Source organism: Curvibacter microcysteis (assembly GCF_028649455.1).
Classification (GTDB): Bacteria; Pseudomonadota; Gammaproteobacteria; order Burkholderiales; family Burkholderiaceae_C; genus Curvibacter; species Curvibacter microcysteis.
Genome location: NZ_JAQSIO010000005.1, coordinates 41,927 through 58,254 on the forward strand (window position 1 = coordinate 41,927; position 16,328 = coordinate 58,254).

General features: G+C 65.0%; 13 protein-coding genes and 1 tRNA gene. 2 read left to right on the forward strand and 12 right to left on the reverse strand.

All coding sequences use genetic code 11. The annotated features are described in order from the left end of the window. Positions 1-7: 7 nt before the first annotated feature. From PSQ39_RS14375 to PSQ39_RS14405, 7 genes are all read right to left on the reverse strand, one after another. Positions 8-1,963, reverse strand: a complete 1,956-nt coding sequence (locus PSQ39_RS14375) for a caspase family protein (RefSeq protein WP_273927515.1) — start codon at positions 1,961-1,963, stop codon at positions 8-10. Continuing rightward, positions 1,960-3,594 (reverse strand): CHASE2 domain-containing protein, encoded by a 1,635-nt coding sequence (locus tag PSQ39_RS14380; RefSeq protein ID WP_273927516.1) that lies wholly within the window; start codon positions 3,592-3,594, stop codon positions 1,960-1,962. Before PSQ39_RS14380 ends, PSQ39_RS14375 begins: the two co-directional genes overlap by 4 nt. Before the next feature lie 2 nt (positions 3,595-3,596). Then, on the reverse strand, positions 3,597-5,354 hold the full coding sequence (locus PSQ39_RS14385) for a caspase family protein (RefSeq protein ID WP_273927517.1): 1,758 nt from the start codon (positions 5,352-5,354) through the stop codon (positions 3,597-3,599). 38 nt (positions 5,355-5,392) lie between these two features. Next, positions 5,393-5,782: a hypothetical protein gene (locus tag PSQ39_RS14390; protein ID WP_273927518.1), complete on the reverse strand. Its 390-nt coding sequence runs from the start codon at positions 5,780-5,782 to the stop codon at positions 5,393-5,395. A 271-nt stretch (positions 5,783-6,053) separates the two neighbouring features. Then, positions 6,054-6,746, reverse strand: coding sequence for a response regulator transcription factor (locus PSQ39_RS14395; protein WP_273927519.1), 693 nt, complete (start codon positions 6,744-6,746; stop codon positions 6,054-6,056). Continuing rightward, entirely contained in the window at positions 6,736-9,114 is a 2,379-nt protein-coding gene (locus PSQ39_RS14400) for a sensor histidine kinase (RefSeq protein ID WP_409242036.1), read from the reverse strand. The genes PSQ39_RS14395 and PSQ39_RS14400 overlap by 11 nt, the downstream gene beginning before the upstream one ends. Continuing rightward, on the reverse strand, positions 9,053-9,403 hold the full coding sequence (locus PSQ39_RS14405) for a hypothetical protein (RefSeq protein ID WP_273927521.1): 351 nt from the start codon (positions 9,401-9,403) through the stop codon (positions 9,053-9,055). Before PSQ39_RS14405 ends, PSQ39_RS14400 begins: the two co-directional genes overlap by 62 nt. Before the next feature lie 199 nt (positions 9,404-9,602). Here PSQ39_RS14405 and PSQ39_RS14410 point away from each other — a divergent pair, with 199 nt between their 5' ends. Continuing rightward, entirely contained in the window at positions 9,603-10,589 is a 987-nt protein-coding gene (locus PSQ39_RS14410; RefSeq protein ID WP_273927522.1) for an NADPH:quinone reductase, read from the forward strand. A 35-nt stretch (positions 10,590-10,624) separates the two neighbouring features. Here PSQ39_RS14410 and PSQ39_RS14415 read toward each other — a convergent pair whose 3' ends face one another. Beyond that, complete coding sequence (locus PSQ39_RS14415) at positions 10,625-11,425, reverse strand: IclR family transcriptional regulator (protein ID WP_273927523.1); 801 nt, start codon at positions 11,423-11,425, stop codon at positions 10,625-10,627. A gap of 226 nt (positions 11,426-11,651) precedes the next feature. Here PSQ39_RS14415 and PSQ39_RS14420 point away from each other — a divergent pair, with 226 nt between their 5' ends. After that, the gene (locus PSQ39_RS14420; RefSeq protein ID WP_273927524.1) at positions 11,652-12,995 is read left to right on the forward strand and encodes an alpha/beta hydrolase family protein; all 1,344 of its coding nucleotides are present in this window, start codon (positions 11,652-11,654) and stop codon (positions 12,993-12,995) included. A 93-nt stretch (positions 12,996-13,088) separates the two neighbouring features. On the opposite strand, the gene PSQ39_RS14425 is transcribed toward PSQ39_RS14420, so the two are convergent. From PSQ39_RS14425 to PSQ39_RS14440, 4 genes are all read right to left on the reverse strand, one after another. After that, the gene (locus tag PSQ39_RS14425; protein WP_273927525.1) at positions 13,089-14,090 is read right to left on the reverse strand and encodes a Bug family tripartite tricarboxylate transporter substrate binding protein; all 1,002 of its coding nucleotides are present in this window, start codon (positions 14,088-14,090) and stop codon (positions 13,089-13,091) included. A 133-nt stretch (positions 14,091-14,223) separates the two neighbouring features. Beyond that, positions 14,224-14,892, reverse strand: a complete 669-nt coding sequence (locus PSQ39_RS14430) for a DUF4286 family protein (RefSeq protein WP_273927526.1) — start codon at positions 14,890-14,892, stop codon at positions 14,224-14,226. 194 nt (positions 14,893-15,086) lie between these two features. Further along, positions 15,087-16,016, reverse strand: a complete 930-nt coding sequence (locus PSQ39_RS14435; protein ID WP_273927527.1) for a LysR family transcriptional regulator — start codon at positions 16,014-16,016, stop codon at positions 15,087-15,089. Positions 16,017-16,225: 209 nt separating this feature from the next. Beyond that, a tRNA-Ser gene (locus PSQ39_RS14440) sits at positions 16,226-16,316 on the reverse strand. Positions 16,317-16,328: the final 12 nt, after the last annotated feature.

The following is a 16,328-nucleotide window of genomic DNA, read 5'->3' on the forward strand; positions in this document are numbered from 1 at the left end:
CATCGCGTCAAGGCCGCTCTTCGACCGTGGCCCAAGCCGCGCCGTAGGCGTCTGAGCAGGTGGCAGGCAAGGGACGTGAGCTCCCCACAGGGCAAGCCGCCTGTGAGGAGCTCACTGAGTTGCCCAACAGCAGGCCCAATTGGGCGCGGCCCTGGGCGTCATTGAGGCTGCGAGCAAACGGACTGCCAGGCGCTTTGCCCAGGGTGCTGAGATCGCGGGGGCCATCGGTCACCACCACCAGCAAGCTGTTCTTGCCTGCGGGGCCGGCCGCCTTGATTGGCCAACTGGGCCTGGGCAAGAGCAATTGCTGTCCGGCCTCGATGCGGTTGTTGCCATCCAGGTCGTTGGGGAACAAAAGCACCAGAGACTGGTTGTCCGACCCGGCCGAGGCGACATACACATAGCCCGCGCGGTCCGACTGAATGGACAGGTCCAGCGGATCCTGCCCGATGCGCAAGGTGCTCTTGCCCAGTTGCAACTGCACCCGGCGTTTGCCATCGCGCTGGTCAAACAACTGGCGCAAGGCCTGAGCCCCAGTCAGAGGTGCCTGCTGGGGTGGCACGGGGGGGAGTGTCAACACCGCAGCGGGGAGGGACCCTGGCGAAGGCACGGTCGGCGGGTTCGCTGGCGTGGCCGTGGGCACGGATGGCGAAGAAGGCAGCGGTGTCGCTGGGGGCTGCGGCGTTGGGGTCTGTGCCACAGCATTCACCACGCCCGTGGACGCCGCCCCCTGCACTTGGCTGACCGGCCAGGCCTGGCTGAACCAGGCCGGCACAAAATGCCGGTTGCCCGACAGCATCAGGTGGTGCGGCGTGAACAGGCTGTCGTTCTTCATGCGCAGGTTGATCTTCTTTTGCGCGCACTGCTGCAGCTCTTCGACGCTGATCGCGCCCGAGCCGTCCAGGTCCACGGCGTCACGCAGCAGGCAGTCACGCAGGTATTGGGTGGCCAAACCGCCCTTCTGGGGGTCTTCCAGGCTGACTTCATCCGGCCGGGCTGCCGACAAGAACACGATGTCCTGGGGGTACACGCCCATGGCGCTGGCCTCGTCCAGCCAACTGCGGGTCTTGACGTTGCTCGGCTTGGCACAGGCCTCGCTGGTGGGGGTGAAGCGCCCTTGCAGCGGAGGCTCATCGCCGTCGGGCGCGTGGCCGCGATTGCGTGGCAGCGGCAGCTTGCTGACCAAGCCCCCGGAGTGGCAGGCGTCGTACATGACAAACAGCTTGTCGGCTTTGCGCGCCACGGGCTGCAGCAACTGGGCCATTTCGCGGTGCAGGACCATGCCCTTCCAGACACCGCCGTCGTAGGTCGACAAAGCTTCGGCGCAGCCACCGGACTCAGGGTCCGGGAAGCGCGTTCCGTGGCCGGAGTAGTGGATGAACACCCGGTCGCCTTCTTGGACGCGCGCGTTCAGGTCGGCCAGGGCCTGGCGAATGTGGTCCCCGGTGGCCTGCTCGTCTTGCAGGTAACGGATGTTGGCCTGAGGCACCTGCATGGCCTGGGCGATCTGGGTGGCGCTCTCTTTGTCCACCCGGGCCCCGGGCAGAGGCGAGGTCTTGGGGTCGGCATAGCGGCTGATGGAGATGATCAGCGCATGGCGCGTGCTCTTGGCGGGCAGACCGCGCACCGTCAAACCGATGGCCTGGTTGCCAGCCGCCAGCCGCCCGCTGGCGAGGCGACTGACATCGGCCAGTTCACTGGGCAGTTGCAAGGTCCCGGCCCGCACCCAGCCACGCTGCGTGCCCCAGTCCACCCAGGCCCAACCGCCCTCCAGGCTCAACAAACGCAGCCCTGCCCCGGCGGGCACAGCCCCCAACACCGGCGCAGCGGCCAGTTTGTCAGAGCGCAGCTCGGTGGCACGGCTGGTTTTCACCAGTTCTTGGGCCTGTGCTCCCAGCGGGTAGGACGCCATCAACCCAGCCAACACCCAGCTCAGGGGGGTCGGCATCTTCCAGCGTTTCATGGGAACTCCTTGGGGGTCGAACGGGTGGTGAGCAATTGCTGCCAGGCGGCCAGGTTGTCGGGCACCCAGCCAACCCCATCGGGCCGAGGATCGAGCGCCTGAACAGGCCCCAGCCGCAGCCCGCGCAGCCAACGGTCGGTCTGGCAAGGGGCTTGGAGGGCGGCCAGCTCCCGCGTCGGACCGATGAGCGACGCCAGGCCAGCCAGTTCGCCGCCTTGCACATGAGCGCCGGGCGTGGCCAGCAGCAGCCGGCAAGTCGGGGCGTGTCGCTCCAGCACCGACATCAAACGGTTTTTGCTGTGGTCGTCCCAAGCGCCGGGCAACTGCATCGGCAGCAAGCTCAGCCCTGGCGTGCCCGGTGGTGGCAGTTGGCACCAGTGATCCTGCCGAATGCCGGCCCACAGCCGCAGCAGCGCGACGAAGGCCAGCGACCAAGCCGCTGCCAGATGCAGGTCCAGAAACACCCAATCGGTTTGCAAACTGAGGTAGCTGACCGCCAGGAGCAGCAAAGGCAGGTCCAGCATCAGGCCGTCCAGCACGCTGAGGCCACGCCAGTGCATGGTCAGCGCGATCAACAGGCACAGGCCCAAGGCCAGGGCGATTTGGGCGATCTCGGGTATCTCCATCGGGTGGCGCTCGTGCAGTTCGTTGTCGATCAAGGTGGCCAAAATATCGACCCCGGCATGGGCGCTGGCCAGTGGTGTGGCGTGGCTGTCGTGCAGGGTGGGGGCGCTGGCGCCGATCAGCACCACCTTGCCCCCGAAGTGGGGCACTGGCTTCAAGGGCGATTGGCCCTCGGCCACCGCCAGCACGTCCGCCATGGGCACATGGGGGTAGGCCTGCGCGCTGCGGCGCCAGGCGATCAAGGTCGACGCCGGGGCCCCTGCCGCCCGCGCGGCAGCCACTTGCCTTTGGTAGGCTTGGGGCTGCAGCGTGCGCTGCACGCTGACGGGCAGGGTGTGCATCCAGCTGCCGTCGGGCAGGCGCTGGAGGGGCTCAAAGCGGCGCAACACACCGTCGGCCTCGGGCTCGGCATTGGTCAAGCCCAGTGGCGCAGCGGCCACCGCCGGCAGCACCGGGGGGATCAAGGCCACGGTGGACGAGCCCACGGACTGGCTGTCGACCCACAGCCCTGGCAAAGCGGGCGCGCGGATTTGGCTGGCACTGTCATTGCTAGGCGGCAAGCGCAGCACCGAGAAATGACTGTGCGGGCTGCGCTCAACTGCTGCGTTGAAGGCCGTGTCACCGCCCGGGCTGAGGGGGTCGGGGTCGGCAAACAACACGTCCCAGACCACGGCTGCGGGCTGCTGTTGCTCCACATGGTTCAGCACCGTGGCCAGCACGTCGCGCGGCCAGGGCCAGCGCCCAAACTCCGCACTGAGGCGGGCCAGGCTGGCCTCGTCGATGTCGATGATGACGATGCGGGGGTCCGGTTCGGCGGCCACCCAACGGTGGCGCACCATCCAGTCATAGCTGGACTTGGACAGCCCTGAGCTCTGGTGCAAGAGGAAAGCATCGACGCCCACCCACAGCGCAAACAACAGCCCCGCGGCCACCATCACCACCGTGCTCGACAACCCGCCCAAAGGCCGCAACCAGGCTCGCGCCCGGCGCCACAGCACATCCACCATGCTCAGCGCGGGGACGCCAGCGAGGCGCCCTGGACTTCGTAGCTGACCAACTCGGTTCGGCGCAAATCAGGGGCGCCCTGAGCGGGCCGCCAGACCTCATCCAGAGCGACAAAGCTGCGAATCGCGGGCACATACCAGGCGGTGATCTGCTGGCGCGATTGCCAGGTGTCACGGCCGTTCTTTTGGGCCCCGCGGATGGTGGCTTCGCGCTCAATGCGGTAGGCCATGAAATCACCCGCCGGCACGCTGATCTTCTCTTGGCCTTTGACGGTCAAGCTGCCTTTGAAGTCCTGCTCGTACTCACGGCCATCGTGCTGCCTGACTTCTTCGTGGTAGCTGAACTCTTCGCGGTAGCCTGTTTCAATCTTCTTGGGCACCATGATTTCCGCCTCGGTGAAGACCCGGCTGGCATAGCGCGCGTTGCTCATGTGCTGGGTGTTGCCCTGGCGTGTCAGCAAGGTGGTCCCGCTCATCAGGTCGCCGTTGGGCAAGATCTTGGTGATTTTGCGGCTGGGGTTGGCCACCACTTCGCCTTTGTATTTGTCGACCACCTGGAAGCTCCAGCGGTCCCCCAACCGAAAGCCCTCAGGGTTGGCGGCCGCAGCGGTGCTGGGCTTGGCTGGGGGCTTGGCCGCCGTCGCTGCGGGCGTGACGGGCGCCGACACGGGGGCCGCTAACGGGCTTGGCACTGGCAGCACCGCCGGCGCCGGCGTTGGCACGGGGAGAGGCAGCGCCGCGACCCCACTCGGCGCCGGTGCAGGCGCAGGCGCCGTCGGCGCCACGGGGCTGGGCTTGGCGTCGGCCAGCAGCTTGTTCAACTTGGTCTGCGCTTCAGCGGCATGGACCCCCTTGGGAAAGCGCGCCAAAAAAGCCTTCAGGTCCAGCGGCTGGGGGTTGTCCTTGACCAGCGCCCACATGGACTTTTCCAGGGCAGCGTCCGCGGAAGCGGCCGCCCCCACGGGGGGGATGAAGTAGAAATCGCCCTCCAGCGACGTGGCCTCCCAGGGCACTTGCTTGTCCTTGGAGTCGCGCCGCACCGAGGAGCGCACCCGCTTGAACACGTCCTCGACCTTGATGCCAGGCTCGCGCAGCGCGGTCAACAGGTGCTGGGTGTACAAGCCGTTTTGACCCGCTCCATCGCTGGCGACCGAGCCCGGCGCGGTGGCAAAAGCCACCAGCGTGCCCACCGGGGCGTCCATTTGGGCCAGGCCTTGCTGGGCACTGCGGAAGCTGCGTGCAAACGGGTTGTTGCGGCAGGCGTCCAAGATCATGATGTTGGTGCCATTGCCCGCAGCGTCCATTTTGTCGAGGATGGCCTGAGCGTCCACCGCTTGGTAGGCCACCTCGTCCTCCCGCTCGATGGCGCTGCCCACCGGGATCAGGTAGTTGCGGCCCTTGATCTGCATGCCGTGGCCAGCGTAGTAAAACACCCCCACCCCGCCCTTGCGCAGCTGGTCGCCAAACTGGCGGATGCTGCTCAACATGCTTTTGATGTCCGAGTCCACCTTCAGGGTCACGACAAAACCGTTGTCTTTCAACACCTGGGCCATGGCGCGGGCGTCGTTGGCCGGGTTGCCAAGCGGTGCCTCTTTGTAATTGCCATTGCCAATGACCAGGGCGACCCGCTGAGCCGTGGTCGCCGCGGCGGTCGCTGACGGGCTGATGACCAGGTTGCGCTCGGCTTTGTCAGTGGCCGCCAAGGCCGTCAAACTCAGGCTACAGCAAACCCAAACCAGGGTTTTTTGGAAAACAGGGCTCATGGACATGGACTTGTGTCTTGGACGGTGGGCGCAGGGGATCAGGGCGCTTTGGCGACGCGGTGGAAGACGAGTCGCTCGATGACGATCTCACCGTCAGCGCTGCGGTTCAGTTGGAGTGTGACGTGGTGGCCCGCGGCTGCTTGCAGCATGTGGGACTCTTTGATTTCGCCCCAGGCTTTCAGGGTGGACCACAAGCCGCCGAGCAAACCCAGCAGGAGCACCGGGTTGCGGGGCGCCAGGTCGCCAGGCGGCGGCGCCACCTCGAGCGAGCCGCCCGACTGCTCAATCGCAGTGAGCCACTTTTGCAAGCGCTGGGGCAACTGGTTGGGACTGACCTTGCTGTAGAAGGTCACGTCCACCTGCGGCTGGGCAGCGTTCAATGCTGCCGCCAGGGCGGTGTCGAAGCGCGGCAAATCCAGAAACGGCAAGGGGGCGGCGGACTGCGCAAGTTCAGGCGCGGCCGGCGCGGGCGCCGTCTGCGCCTGAACCCAAGAGGCCAGGACACACCATGACCCCAACACGAAACAACGAGCCAAGCTACCCATCTTGAAATTCCTGTGCGCCACCGCCATCGACTGTGCCGCCGGCCGAATGGGTGGCGGCAGGCCGCCTGCGCGTCGACCGGTGGGTTGGCCGGGACTATATCAGATGGATCTATTTGATCCTGATATTTGCATTTGAAATTGATACATATATCAATTAATGCGACATCACCACCACGGGTCGGCTGAGTCGGTAGCCATACCCCCGACTGGCCTTGATCACTTCATCAGCACCCAACTCCTGCGACATCTTGCGGCGCAAGCGGCTGATCATCACGGCCAGGTTTTCCCGGCTGACCGGTCCTTGCATGCCTGCCAAGCGACTGGCCAGCACATCCGACTCCAGGCATTGGTCGGGCGCAAAACACAGCTCGCCCAGCAGCCGGGCCTCCGTCGGGGTCAAATGCAACAGAGGGCCGCCTGCGGGCCCCAGCGTCTGCGCTCGCAGGTCCAGGGACCAGGCCGGGGCCGACAGGCGCTGCACGCGGCGCCCCAGGTTGTGGATCACGGCCTCCAACTCGTGCACATTGGCTGGCTTGGTGAGGTAGACATCGGCCCCATGCAGGTAGCCGCTGGCCCGGTCACTCGACATGACGCGCGCGGTCAGCAGCACGATGCCCACCTCGGGCAAGGCCGAGCGCAGGCGGCGGCAAATGCTCAGACCGTCTTCACCGGGCAGGTTGAGATCGACCACCGCGATGTCGGGCACCCCCTCGCGCAAGGCTTCATCCAGGGCCAGACCGTCGTCCACGCCGCGCACCTGCCAGCCCGGACGGGTCAGAAAATCGACCAGCTCCATGCGCAGCAAAACGTGGTCTTCCACCACCAGAATGTGCAAATCAACGGGCATACGGACTGGGCACCAAGGTATCGACCGCGTGGTGCATCGGCCAACTCAGCTCGAACACCACCCAATCGCCGTCGCGGCGGTAAAGCAGGTCGCCGCCGCACAACTGCGCCAAGTGCTTGACCAGGTACAAGCCCAGGCCCGAACCCGTGCGCTGGTGGGCGGCCTCGGCACGGTAGTACTTCTGGAACAACTTGCCCTCATCGGGGAAACCGGGTTTGCCCGGGCGGTTGCGCAACTGGAACTGGGCCATGCTGGGGTCAGCCGGGTCCGGGCCCCAGCGGTAATGGATTTCCGAGCCGGGCGCCGAATAGGCCAAGGCGTTGTCCAGCAGGTTGCTGAGCATGGTCTTGAACAACATGGGTTCAATCGGCAGGACCCAGGTCTCGGGGCCCTCGCCGAGGATGCGCTCGGTGGGGGCAACGCTGGCGCGGCACTCAGTCCAAAGCGCCATCACATCGCTGGGCAGAAACTGCAAATGCATGCCACCTTGCTCCAGCCGGTCCACTTGGCGGCAACGCTCCAGCACGGCGTCCATGCCCTCCACCGCCTGCTGGATGCGCTCAAGCCGGCTCAGCTGAGGCTCGCCCGGGCCGGTACGGCCCTGGCGCAAATTGAGGGCCGCAAGGCGGATGCTGGCCAGCGGGTTCTTCAGTTCATGCAGCAGCATGCTGAGGAAACCCGAGGTCTCCAGGCGGCGCTTGAGCTCCCACTCCAGCTGCTGCTGGGTCTCACGCATGCGGGCTTCAAACTGAGCCTGGTTGCGGTAGACCAGCGCATCGCGCATGGTCAGCACCAAGTGCTGCATGATGGCGCCGAACAGGTTGACCAGCAGCGCCGACATCATGTGCAGCTCACTCATCTGGCCCACCCCCAGCAGGGGCAGCATCATGTAGAGCAGGTACAAGAACTGCGCGGTGTACATGAAGCGCACCATGAAACGCAGGCGCCGGTCTTCGATCTTGAAGAACAAAAAGTCCACCTGGCCCAGCAAGGTGGTGAACAGCACCAACTGGGTGTTGATCTGCATCGCGGCCAGGGCCTGGCCGTGGCTCACCGCCCAGAGTTGCCAGGCCAAGGCCGGCACACAGGCCATGCGCACCCAGAACACCCACCGAGCGCCTTGGAACGAGCGGCTGAAGAAGCCGTAGTAGACGTTGACCACATGAAAGTGCAAGCAGATCACCACGCAGGTGATGAGGTCTGTGAGCGGCCCGTTGTCCGGTGTCACGTACTTGGCCCACAGCCCCAGGAAGGCAAAGCTCAACAACAGGCTGACGAACTGCATCAAGCAATTCAGGGCCCACAAACGCTGCGCAGTGATCGCGTAACGGATCAGCGACAGGATGACCAGCACCGTGACGATGCTGGCGTAAAAGCCAGCCAACATGAATTGCAGGCTGTTTTGGTCCAGCGTCTCCTCGAGCGAGCGCACGGTGACATTCAAGGCCTGGGTCGAGGTGGTCTGCAAGCGCACATAAAACACCTTCACCTGCCCTGGCGTGGGCTGCAGGTTGAAGGTGTAGGCGAGCTCCTGGCGGGGGCGATCGCGGAAGGCCACTCGGTCGCCGGCCACCTGGCGCTTCCATTGACGCGCTTCGCCAGGGGCAGGGCTGTCAAGCTCTTCGTACAGTTGGATATCGTCCAAGTACCCCGGTCGCACCATGGCCACCAAACTGCTCAGATCATTGGGCGCCACCGACACGCGCATCCACACCACAGAAGGGCTGTAGCCCCGCGCCAAAATGGCTGGCGCAGCTTGGAATTCCTGGTCCACCACCTGGTCGATGGTCCATCGGCCCTCGGTATCGATCAACAGCGATCGCTGCAGCGCCACCGGCTCAGCCTGAGCGCCGCCCAGCAGAGCCCAGCCGCAGATCAGCGCCGCGACTGAGCGGCCCCATCCGACGCCCACAGCACGGAGCCACCCGCCTCGCACTCGTGCCAGGACGGTGGTGAACATCAAAAAGAAAACCATGTGCATGGGGTCAGAAAGCGCGAAAGAGGCAAAGAGGCAAAGAGGAGCGGGCAACGCCAGCGGGCTGCGTTCAGCGCCGCAACGCGGCTTCGGGGACGGAATGTAACAAGAATGCCCTCCCAACGGGGATTTCCTCCCTCCCGAAGGCCCCTGCGCGCGCTCGCCCCGCGTCACACGCGCGGACGAAGACGCGCCCCAACCGCCAACACCATCAACCCACAGCAAGGCCCACTCGCTCAGGGTCGGAACCGCGTTCAAGGAAGACACCACGGCCAAGGGCACGCCCAGACCCACAGGGTCGACGATGTGACCGTTGACAGCCAAGTCATCGTCACCGACGCCCCCATCCACGACCGTGTAGGTCAAGCTGTTGCCCGATGCGGTGGCGGCCACCGGGGCTGGCCACGTAGACGCGGTCGCCAGCGGCGTTGACCGCCAGCCCGTTCCCGACCGGGCCCGACAGGACCACATCGGTCGCGGCGTTGTTCGCCAGGTCCCGCACTTTGACCGTGCTCATGTTGGTGGTCAGGTGTGCACAGGGGGCGGCGTGGGCGGCGCCCCCCAGGCCACACAGCCGCGCCAGCACCGGGGTGCCCAAAAGGCTGCAAGCCCGTGCCCAGCCCCAGGCCGTCGGATGCCCTGCAGCCGCCTCGAAACGGGAGGCGAGCGGCAATTGATTCATCTTTGTCCCTCCATCGTGTCCAGTGCTGCAGCCTCTGCACCCAGCCTGATTGCTGGCTGGTCGAGGTTGTAACAACGCGCCCTCGAGCAAGATTGCAATAGATAACGGTCAGGGCATGCCATGGCCCCGCCTGCTGCACGGACTCCGCCACAGGCGCTAAAGTGCCCCACCCATCCACCACCCCGCCCAGGAGCCTTCCATGCAAGCCGCTTACTACGAACAGACTGGACCCGCCTCGACCGTGCTGAAAGTGGGCGACCTGCCCGACCCACAACCCGGCCCTGGCGAAGTGCGGGTTCGGCTGGCCTGGTCGGGCGTCAACCCATCGGACGTGAAAGCACGCTCAGGCGCGCGCAGCCCGGACATGCCTTTTCCCAAGGTCATTCCCCACAGTGACGGCATGGGGGTCATCGACGCCGTGGGCTCCGGCGTCCCGTCCTCGCGCATTGGCGAGCGCGTTTGGCTGTGGAACGCTGCATGGAGCCGCCCCTTTGGCACCGCGGCGCAATCGATCTGCCTGCCCGAGGCCCAGGCCGTCTTGTTGCCCAAGCAGGTCCCCGACGAGGCCGGGGCTTGCCTGGGCATTCCCGCCCTGACCGCCCTGCATGCCGTGCTGACCGAAGGCGGTGTCCAAGGTCAGCGCGTGCTGGTGGCCGGGGGCGCCGGGGCGGTGGGCCACTACGCCATCCAATTCGCCCGACTGCTGGGCGCGCGCCAAGTCATCAGCACGGTCAGCTCAGCCGAAAAAGCCGCACTGGCCCAGGCGGCAGGCACCGACGTCACGGTCAACTACCGCAGCGAGCCCGTGGCGGAGCGTGTGCTCGAAGCCACCCAGGGCGAAGGCGTGGACCGCGTGATCGAGGTGGACATCGCCGCCAACGCTGCGCTCAACCTGGCGGTGGTGCGGCCCAACGGCCTGTGGGTGGTGTACGGCAGCGGGGCCCGCGAAGTGAGCTTGCCCTTCTTCCCAATGATTGCGCGCAACGTGGGCCTGCGCTTTTTCATTGTGTACAACCTCAACGAGGACGACCGGCGCCGGGCCATCGCCGTCCTGACCGACTTCTTGCGCACCGATCGCTTGCAACACCACATCGGCCTGCGCCTGCCGCTGGCCCAGGTTGCCAAGGCCCACGAGGCGGTGGAAAGCGGTCAGGTGGTGGGAAATGTGGTGCTTTCGACCGGCTGAAGGCGCTGGACAGCCGCCCGGCAAAGCCAATGCGCTCAGTCGTCGTTGCGCAACAGCGACTCCAGGCCTTTCACCATCCGGGCCAGTTGTGGACCCACCTCCTGCACCAGCAGCTCACGCGGGAACTTGCTGGCCGACCCACCGGCATTGAACGCGATCACCCGGCCGTCCGCCTGACGGATCGCCGCCCCCACGCTCGCAATATCGGTTTGCCAATCGCGCACCACCACCGTGAAGCCGTGCGTTTGCCAATGCAGTTCACCCGCCTCAATGGCTTGTTGCCGGGCTGGCCAGTGCGCTCCGGTCAGCTGGCGAAGCTCTGCCAACAGCCGCTCCCGTTCTTTGGGCTCCATCACCGCGAGCAAGGCGTGTCCCATGGAGGTCTGGGCGATCGGAATGCGCGAGCCCAAATCCAGCCCCAAGGACAGGGGCGCGCCTGAACGGCAGTTTTCCACATACATCACCGACAGCCCATGGCGGATGCCCAGCGACACCGAGAGGTCACAGAGGTTTGCCAAGTCCTGCATGTAAGGCCGCGCGAGACGGCGCAGCTTGAGGTTGGAGACCATGGTGATGCCCAGAGTGGCCAGGCTGTCGCCCAAGGCGTACATGCCCGTGGCCCGCGAGTGCCGCAGGTAGCCCTGCACGCACAAGGTGTAGGCCAAACGCACCACCGTGGGCTTGGGCAGGCCCGTGCGTGAGGCGATTTCGGAGTTGCTCAACCACGTCTCATCCGCCTGAAAGCACGCGAGCACATCCAGGCCTCGAGCCAAGGCGGTGACGAAACGGCGGCTGTCTGCCCCGTCTTCAAAGTCTATGTTGCGTGTTCTACCCATTGGAACTCGATTTTATTTTGCCAAGCGGAATTAATTAAATGCCAATTTGCATTGGCATCGTGTATTCCCCTATCGGCATGAAATTAACACTGTATTTACAATGAATACTCGATGTGCCGGCATGTTAATACAATTCCGCACAGAGAAATTATTAAATCAAATAATGGAGACAATCCCCTTGCTATTACCCAATCCACGTGGCCTATTCGCCAAAAGTTTGGCCTTGATGAGCACCCTGGCCTTGATGGCCTGCGGCGGTGGTGGCGGCACGACCGAGCCCGAAGAGGCGCGTGTGCACGATCAGCGCCAGTTCACCGTGAACACCTCATTGCTGCCTTTCGCGGCCCTGGCCAACGCGCCCCAAACCGACCGCTGGTGGGGTGATTTGAACGGCGCCGGATACCGCGTAGAAGTGCCCAAGAACTGGAACGGCATGCTGGTGATGTATGCCCATGGCTACAACGGCACCGGCTCTTCGCTGTTTGTGACCGACCCACCCATCCGCGCTCACCTGATTCAAAACGGCTATGCCTGGGCCGCCTCGAGTTACTCCAAAAACTACTATGACGTGCGCGCCGGCATTGAAGACACCAACGCACTGGCCTTGGCATTTCAGCGAATCGCAGCCCAAAACGGCCGCACCCTGACGGCACCCGACAAAACCTACATCGTGGGAACCTCGATGGGCGGGCATGTCGCTGCAGCCGCTGTCGATGCCGAGACCTTGGAAAACGCCAACAACAAAGTGCGCTACCACGGCGCCACCCCCATGTGCGGGGTGCTGGGCGACAGCGAGCTGTATGACTATTTCGGCGCGTCCCAGATCGCGGCCCAGCAGCTGACCGGCATGCCGGCGACCAGCTGGCCCGCGGCCAACTGGGCCACCGTGGGGCCCAAGGTACGTGACGCTTTGTTCACCACCTTCCCCAGCGCCACCACCCCGCTGGGCAACCAATACAAGGAAATCATCAAACAGCTCACCGGCGGCGAGCGACCGATGTTCAACGAGGGTTTTGCGGGCAGCCTCAACACCACCGTCTGGGGCACTTTCGGGCGTGACGGGACCATCCTGGGCATCCTGAACCGAAACGGCTACGACACCACCACCTTCCAATACCAGTTCGACAACGACCCGGCACTCAGCCCGACCGAACAGGCATTCAATCAAGCCGCGTACCGGCTGCGCGCAGAGCCCGATGCCAACCGCCTGCGCCGCGATGGCCTGCGCTGGTTCCCCAAGACCAACGCCCGCATCAACGTGCCGGTGGTGACCATCCACACCTTGGGCGATGTGTACGTCCCGTTCAGCATGGAGCAGATCTACAAGCGCCGAGCGATGGCGCAGGGCACGGATCAGTGGCTGGTGCAGCGCGCCATTCGCGGTATCGCGCACTGCGATTTCACGCTGGACGAGCAATCCGCCGCGTTTGACGCCATGACCCGCTGGGAACAGAAGGGGGTCAAGCCCGAAGGGGATGACGTGCTGGACCGCGCCAAAGTGGCGCACCCTCAATACGGCTGCAGGTTCTCGTCATCGAGCCGCACGCCGAACGCCTGCCCCGCCTCCTGAGGCAGAGACCACAGCCCGCCGGACTGCCGCAGTGCAGCGGCGGGCTGATGGGCTGGCCAAGCCAGCCGCTCTCCAACCAGAGCCTCAAGGGCCTCAGTCGATCTTGATGCCGGCGTCGTCGATGACCTTTTTCCATCGCGCGGCATCGGTGCGGACCTGCTCGACCAACACGGCTGGCGAGCCGCCGCCCACCTCCACATTCAATTCGGCCAGTCGGGTGCGCACGGCCGGTTCTTGCAGCACCGCGTTCAGCGCCGCATTGAGCTTGCCGACCACCTCCCCCGGGGTGCCGGCCGGCGCCACGAAGGCGTACCAGAAAGACGCATCCAGCGGTTTGGCGCCTGACTCCTGGACGGTGGGGATCTCGGGCGCCGTGGCCAAGCGGCGGTGGGACGTCACAGCCAGTGCCCGCAGCTTGCCGCTCTTCACCATGGGCAAGGCCTCGGGGGCGATGGCAATCATCATCTGCACATTGCCCGCCATCAAATCCTGCAAGGCAGGCGCGCCGCCTTTGTAGGCAATGTGCGCGGCGTCCACACCGTTCTGGCGCTTGTAGTACTCCACCGCCAAATGGCTGGGCGTGCCGTTGCCGGCAGAACCATAGTTGAGCTTGCCAGGGTTGGCTTTCGCATAGGTGGACAGCTCGGCCATCGTCTTCGCGGGCACGTCGGGGTGGACCACCACGATGCTGGGGACGCTGCCCACCAGGGCCACCGGGGTGAGCTCCTTGTTGGGGTCGTATTGCAAGCGGGGGCCGTACAAACCGGGATTCACCGCCAGCCCAGTCATGGTGGACAGGAGAAGGGTGTAGCCGTCCGGCGCCGACTTGGCGACCATGGACGTGGCGATCTGCTCCGCCCCACCGGGCTTGTTGTCCACGATGGTGGGCTGCCCCAAACGCTGGGTCAGGCGCTCGCCCAGGGTGCGCGCCAGCACATCCGTCAAGCCGCCCGCCGAGTAGGGAACCACGATGCGGATGGGGCGGGTCGGGTAGTCGGCTGCCAAAGCACCCGTGGCGCCCCCCAGCATCAGGCCGGAGGACAAGGTAGCGGCCCCCAGAAGGACCGCGCGTCGTGAAAGCAAAGTGGTGTTCATGGTGATGTGAGCAGGAGAGATTGGGATGCCACAAGACATCCGGGGGGGGTGAGAAGAAGCGCCAGTCGCACCGTGGCGCGGTCAGGGGCGGCCGCCCCCCGCTGCCAACGCGGGGCCGAGCGCCCATCCGCCATCACAGGTCCACGGCGTGCAGTTGCCAGCCCAGGGCATAGAGGCTGGTGGCCTCGCTGCTGACCGCCAGCGCCCGTGAGGCCTGAGCACGCAACTGCTGCGCCCCAGAGAGCGTGCTGGCGTGGACCAGCAGCATGGGTTGAAGGACCCGGCCCTCGGTCGACTCCTGAGGCAAGGGGGTGCTGAGCGACTCGTCGGGCAGGTACAAACAGCTGTGCACAAAGCCATCCACCTGAGCCAGTTGCGCCCCCAGCGCCAGGACCTGGGTCTCCAACTGCGCCTGGGTGCTGCCCAGAGGCAGTTGAATAATCACCAGCACACTGCCTTGCCCAGCACCGGTGTGAGCCAGGACCTGGCAGACACGGCGCATGGGCTGACGCATGCGCTCCAGGTTGGTCACCGACCAGGGCGTTTGATGCTGAAAAGCCTGACGGTAGGCGGGCGTGCCGAACACGGCCAGCGACTCGGTGTGGTACAGGCCCAGGTAGCGCTTGCCAGCCTCAATCGCCTGGTAGCGCGTGCCAGACACAAAGCCCGGAATGCGGACCCGCTCCAGCACATGCTCACGGTCGTACCAGCGGTTGTAGTCCAGGTCATGGGCCGGATCGACGTCGGAGGCCACAAACAAAACGCCGCCGGGGGTGGGGGTCGATGGGGAGGGAGAAAGCATGAAGTGAAAGCCCTGAAGTTTGCGAACAGGCCTTCATGCTAGGAGTCGGGTCCTCCGGGGACAAACGAGTTTTGTTGGCCGCCGATCAACAAAATTTCTTGCTTGGGTGCCACGCTCAAAGCCCCCTCGAACTTCATCTCAAACCATCCGAGGGCGGCGTCCAGACGAGGCGCGGACCCCGGCGAGCCCTGGGTTCAGGTTGTGAGCACCGTCAAAGCGCTGGCCTGGAGGTCCGAGATGGACGTGGTGTAGCGATCGCTCGCCATGCAGGCCAGATCGGCCACCACGCGGATGGCATCGGGGCTGGCGGGCACGGCCTCCACATGGCTCACCACCACGCGCTGCGGCGGCACCTGGACATCACACTGGATGAATCGAATGTCACCGCGCTGCGCATGCTCGACCACGGGCGGCAGGGGCATGACCGCATGGCCAAAGCCGGCACTCACCAGCTTGACCAAGGCCGAGATGGAGCTGACGCAGTGCACCTTGCCAATGGGCAGCCCAGCGTCACGGAACATCTGCTTCACGGCCTCATGGGGCTGCGAGCCAGGGCTCATGGTCAGCACGGGCTGGGCCAGCAAATCGCGCAGGTCCTGCACGGCCGGCGCATCCACCGCCCCCACCCAGCCCATGGGCATGGGCATGCAGGCGGTGCTGCGGATACCGGGCTCGTCGATGTGCTCGGTCTGCACGGCGATGTCCAGCGACCGCTCGTGCAAGCCACGGTGCAGGCCCCGTGTCGTTTCGGAGGTCAGCTGCACTTCAATGCCCGGGTAGGTGGCGCGCAGGTTCTCCAGAAAGCTGACCAGCCAGGTGTGGACCACGCTTTCGATCACGCCAATGCGCACCAGCCCCAGCATCTGCACATCGGTTCTGCCCAGCGCGATGATGTCCTGGCGAATCTCCAACAGCCGCTCGCCGTAGCCCAGCAAGCGGGTGCCCACCGCAGTGAGCTTGAGCTCCCGGGGGTCCCGCGTGAAAAGCTTGGCGCCGATGTCTTCTTCCAGCGAGGAGATCCGATGCGCCACAGCGGCCTGGGTGATGTGCAAGCGCTCGCCTGCGGCACGGAAACTGCCCAGCCGGGCAGACCAAAGAAAGGCTTCAATAAATCGGGTGTTCATGGCAATGCCGGGGGTTTGCGCTGCGTGCTGAAGAGCAGGAGCCTGCCCAGTGAAGGGGATTCACGCTGGGGCGCGTGTTGGGCTTTGTACACGCAAATGACATGCCATCTTGGGCATCTGTCCTCCCCCCGTGACCCGGCACAGCGGATTTCGAGCGGACAAAGAAAAACGGTCTGTGCCAGCTTTTCAGTAGCAACAGACCGTTGTCTTGGAGGAGAGAGAGGGATTCGAACCCTCGATACAGCATAACTGTATATCGGATTTCGAGTCCGACGCATTCGACCACTCTGCCATCTCTCCGTGGTCTTCGAA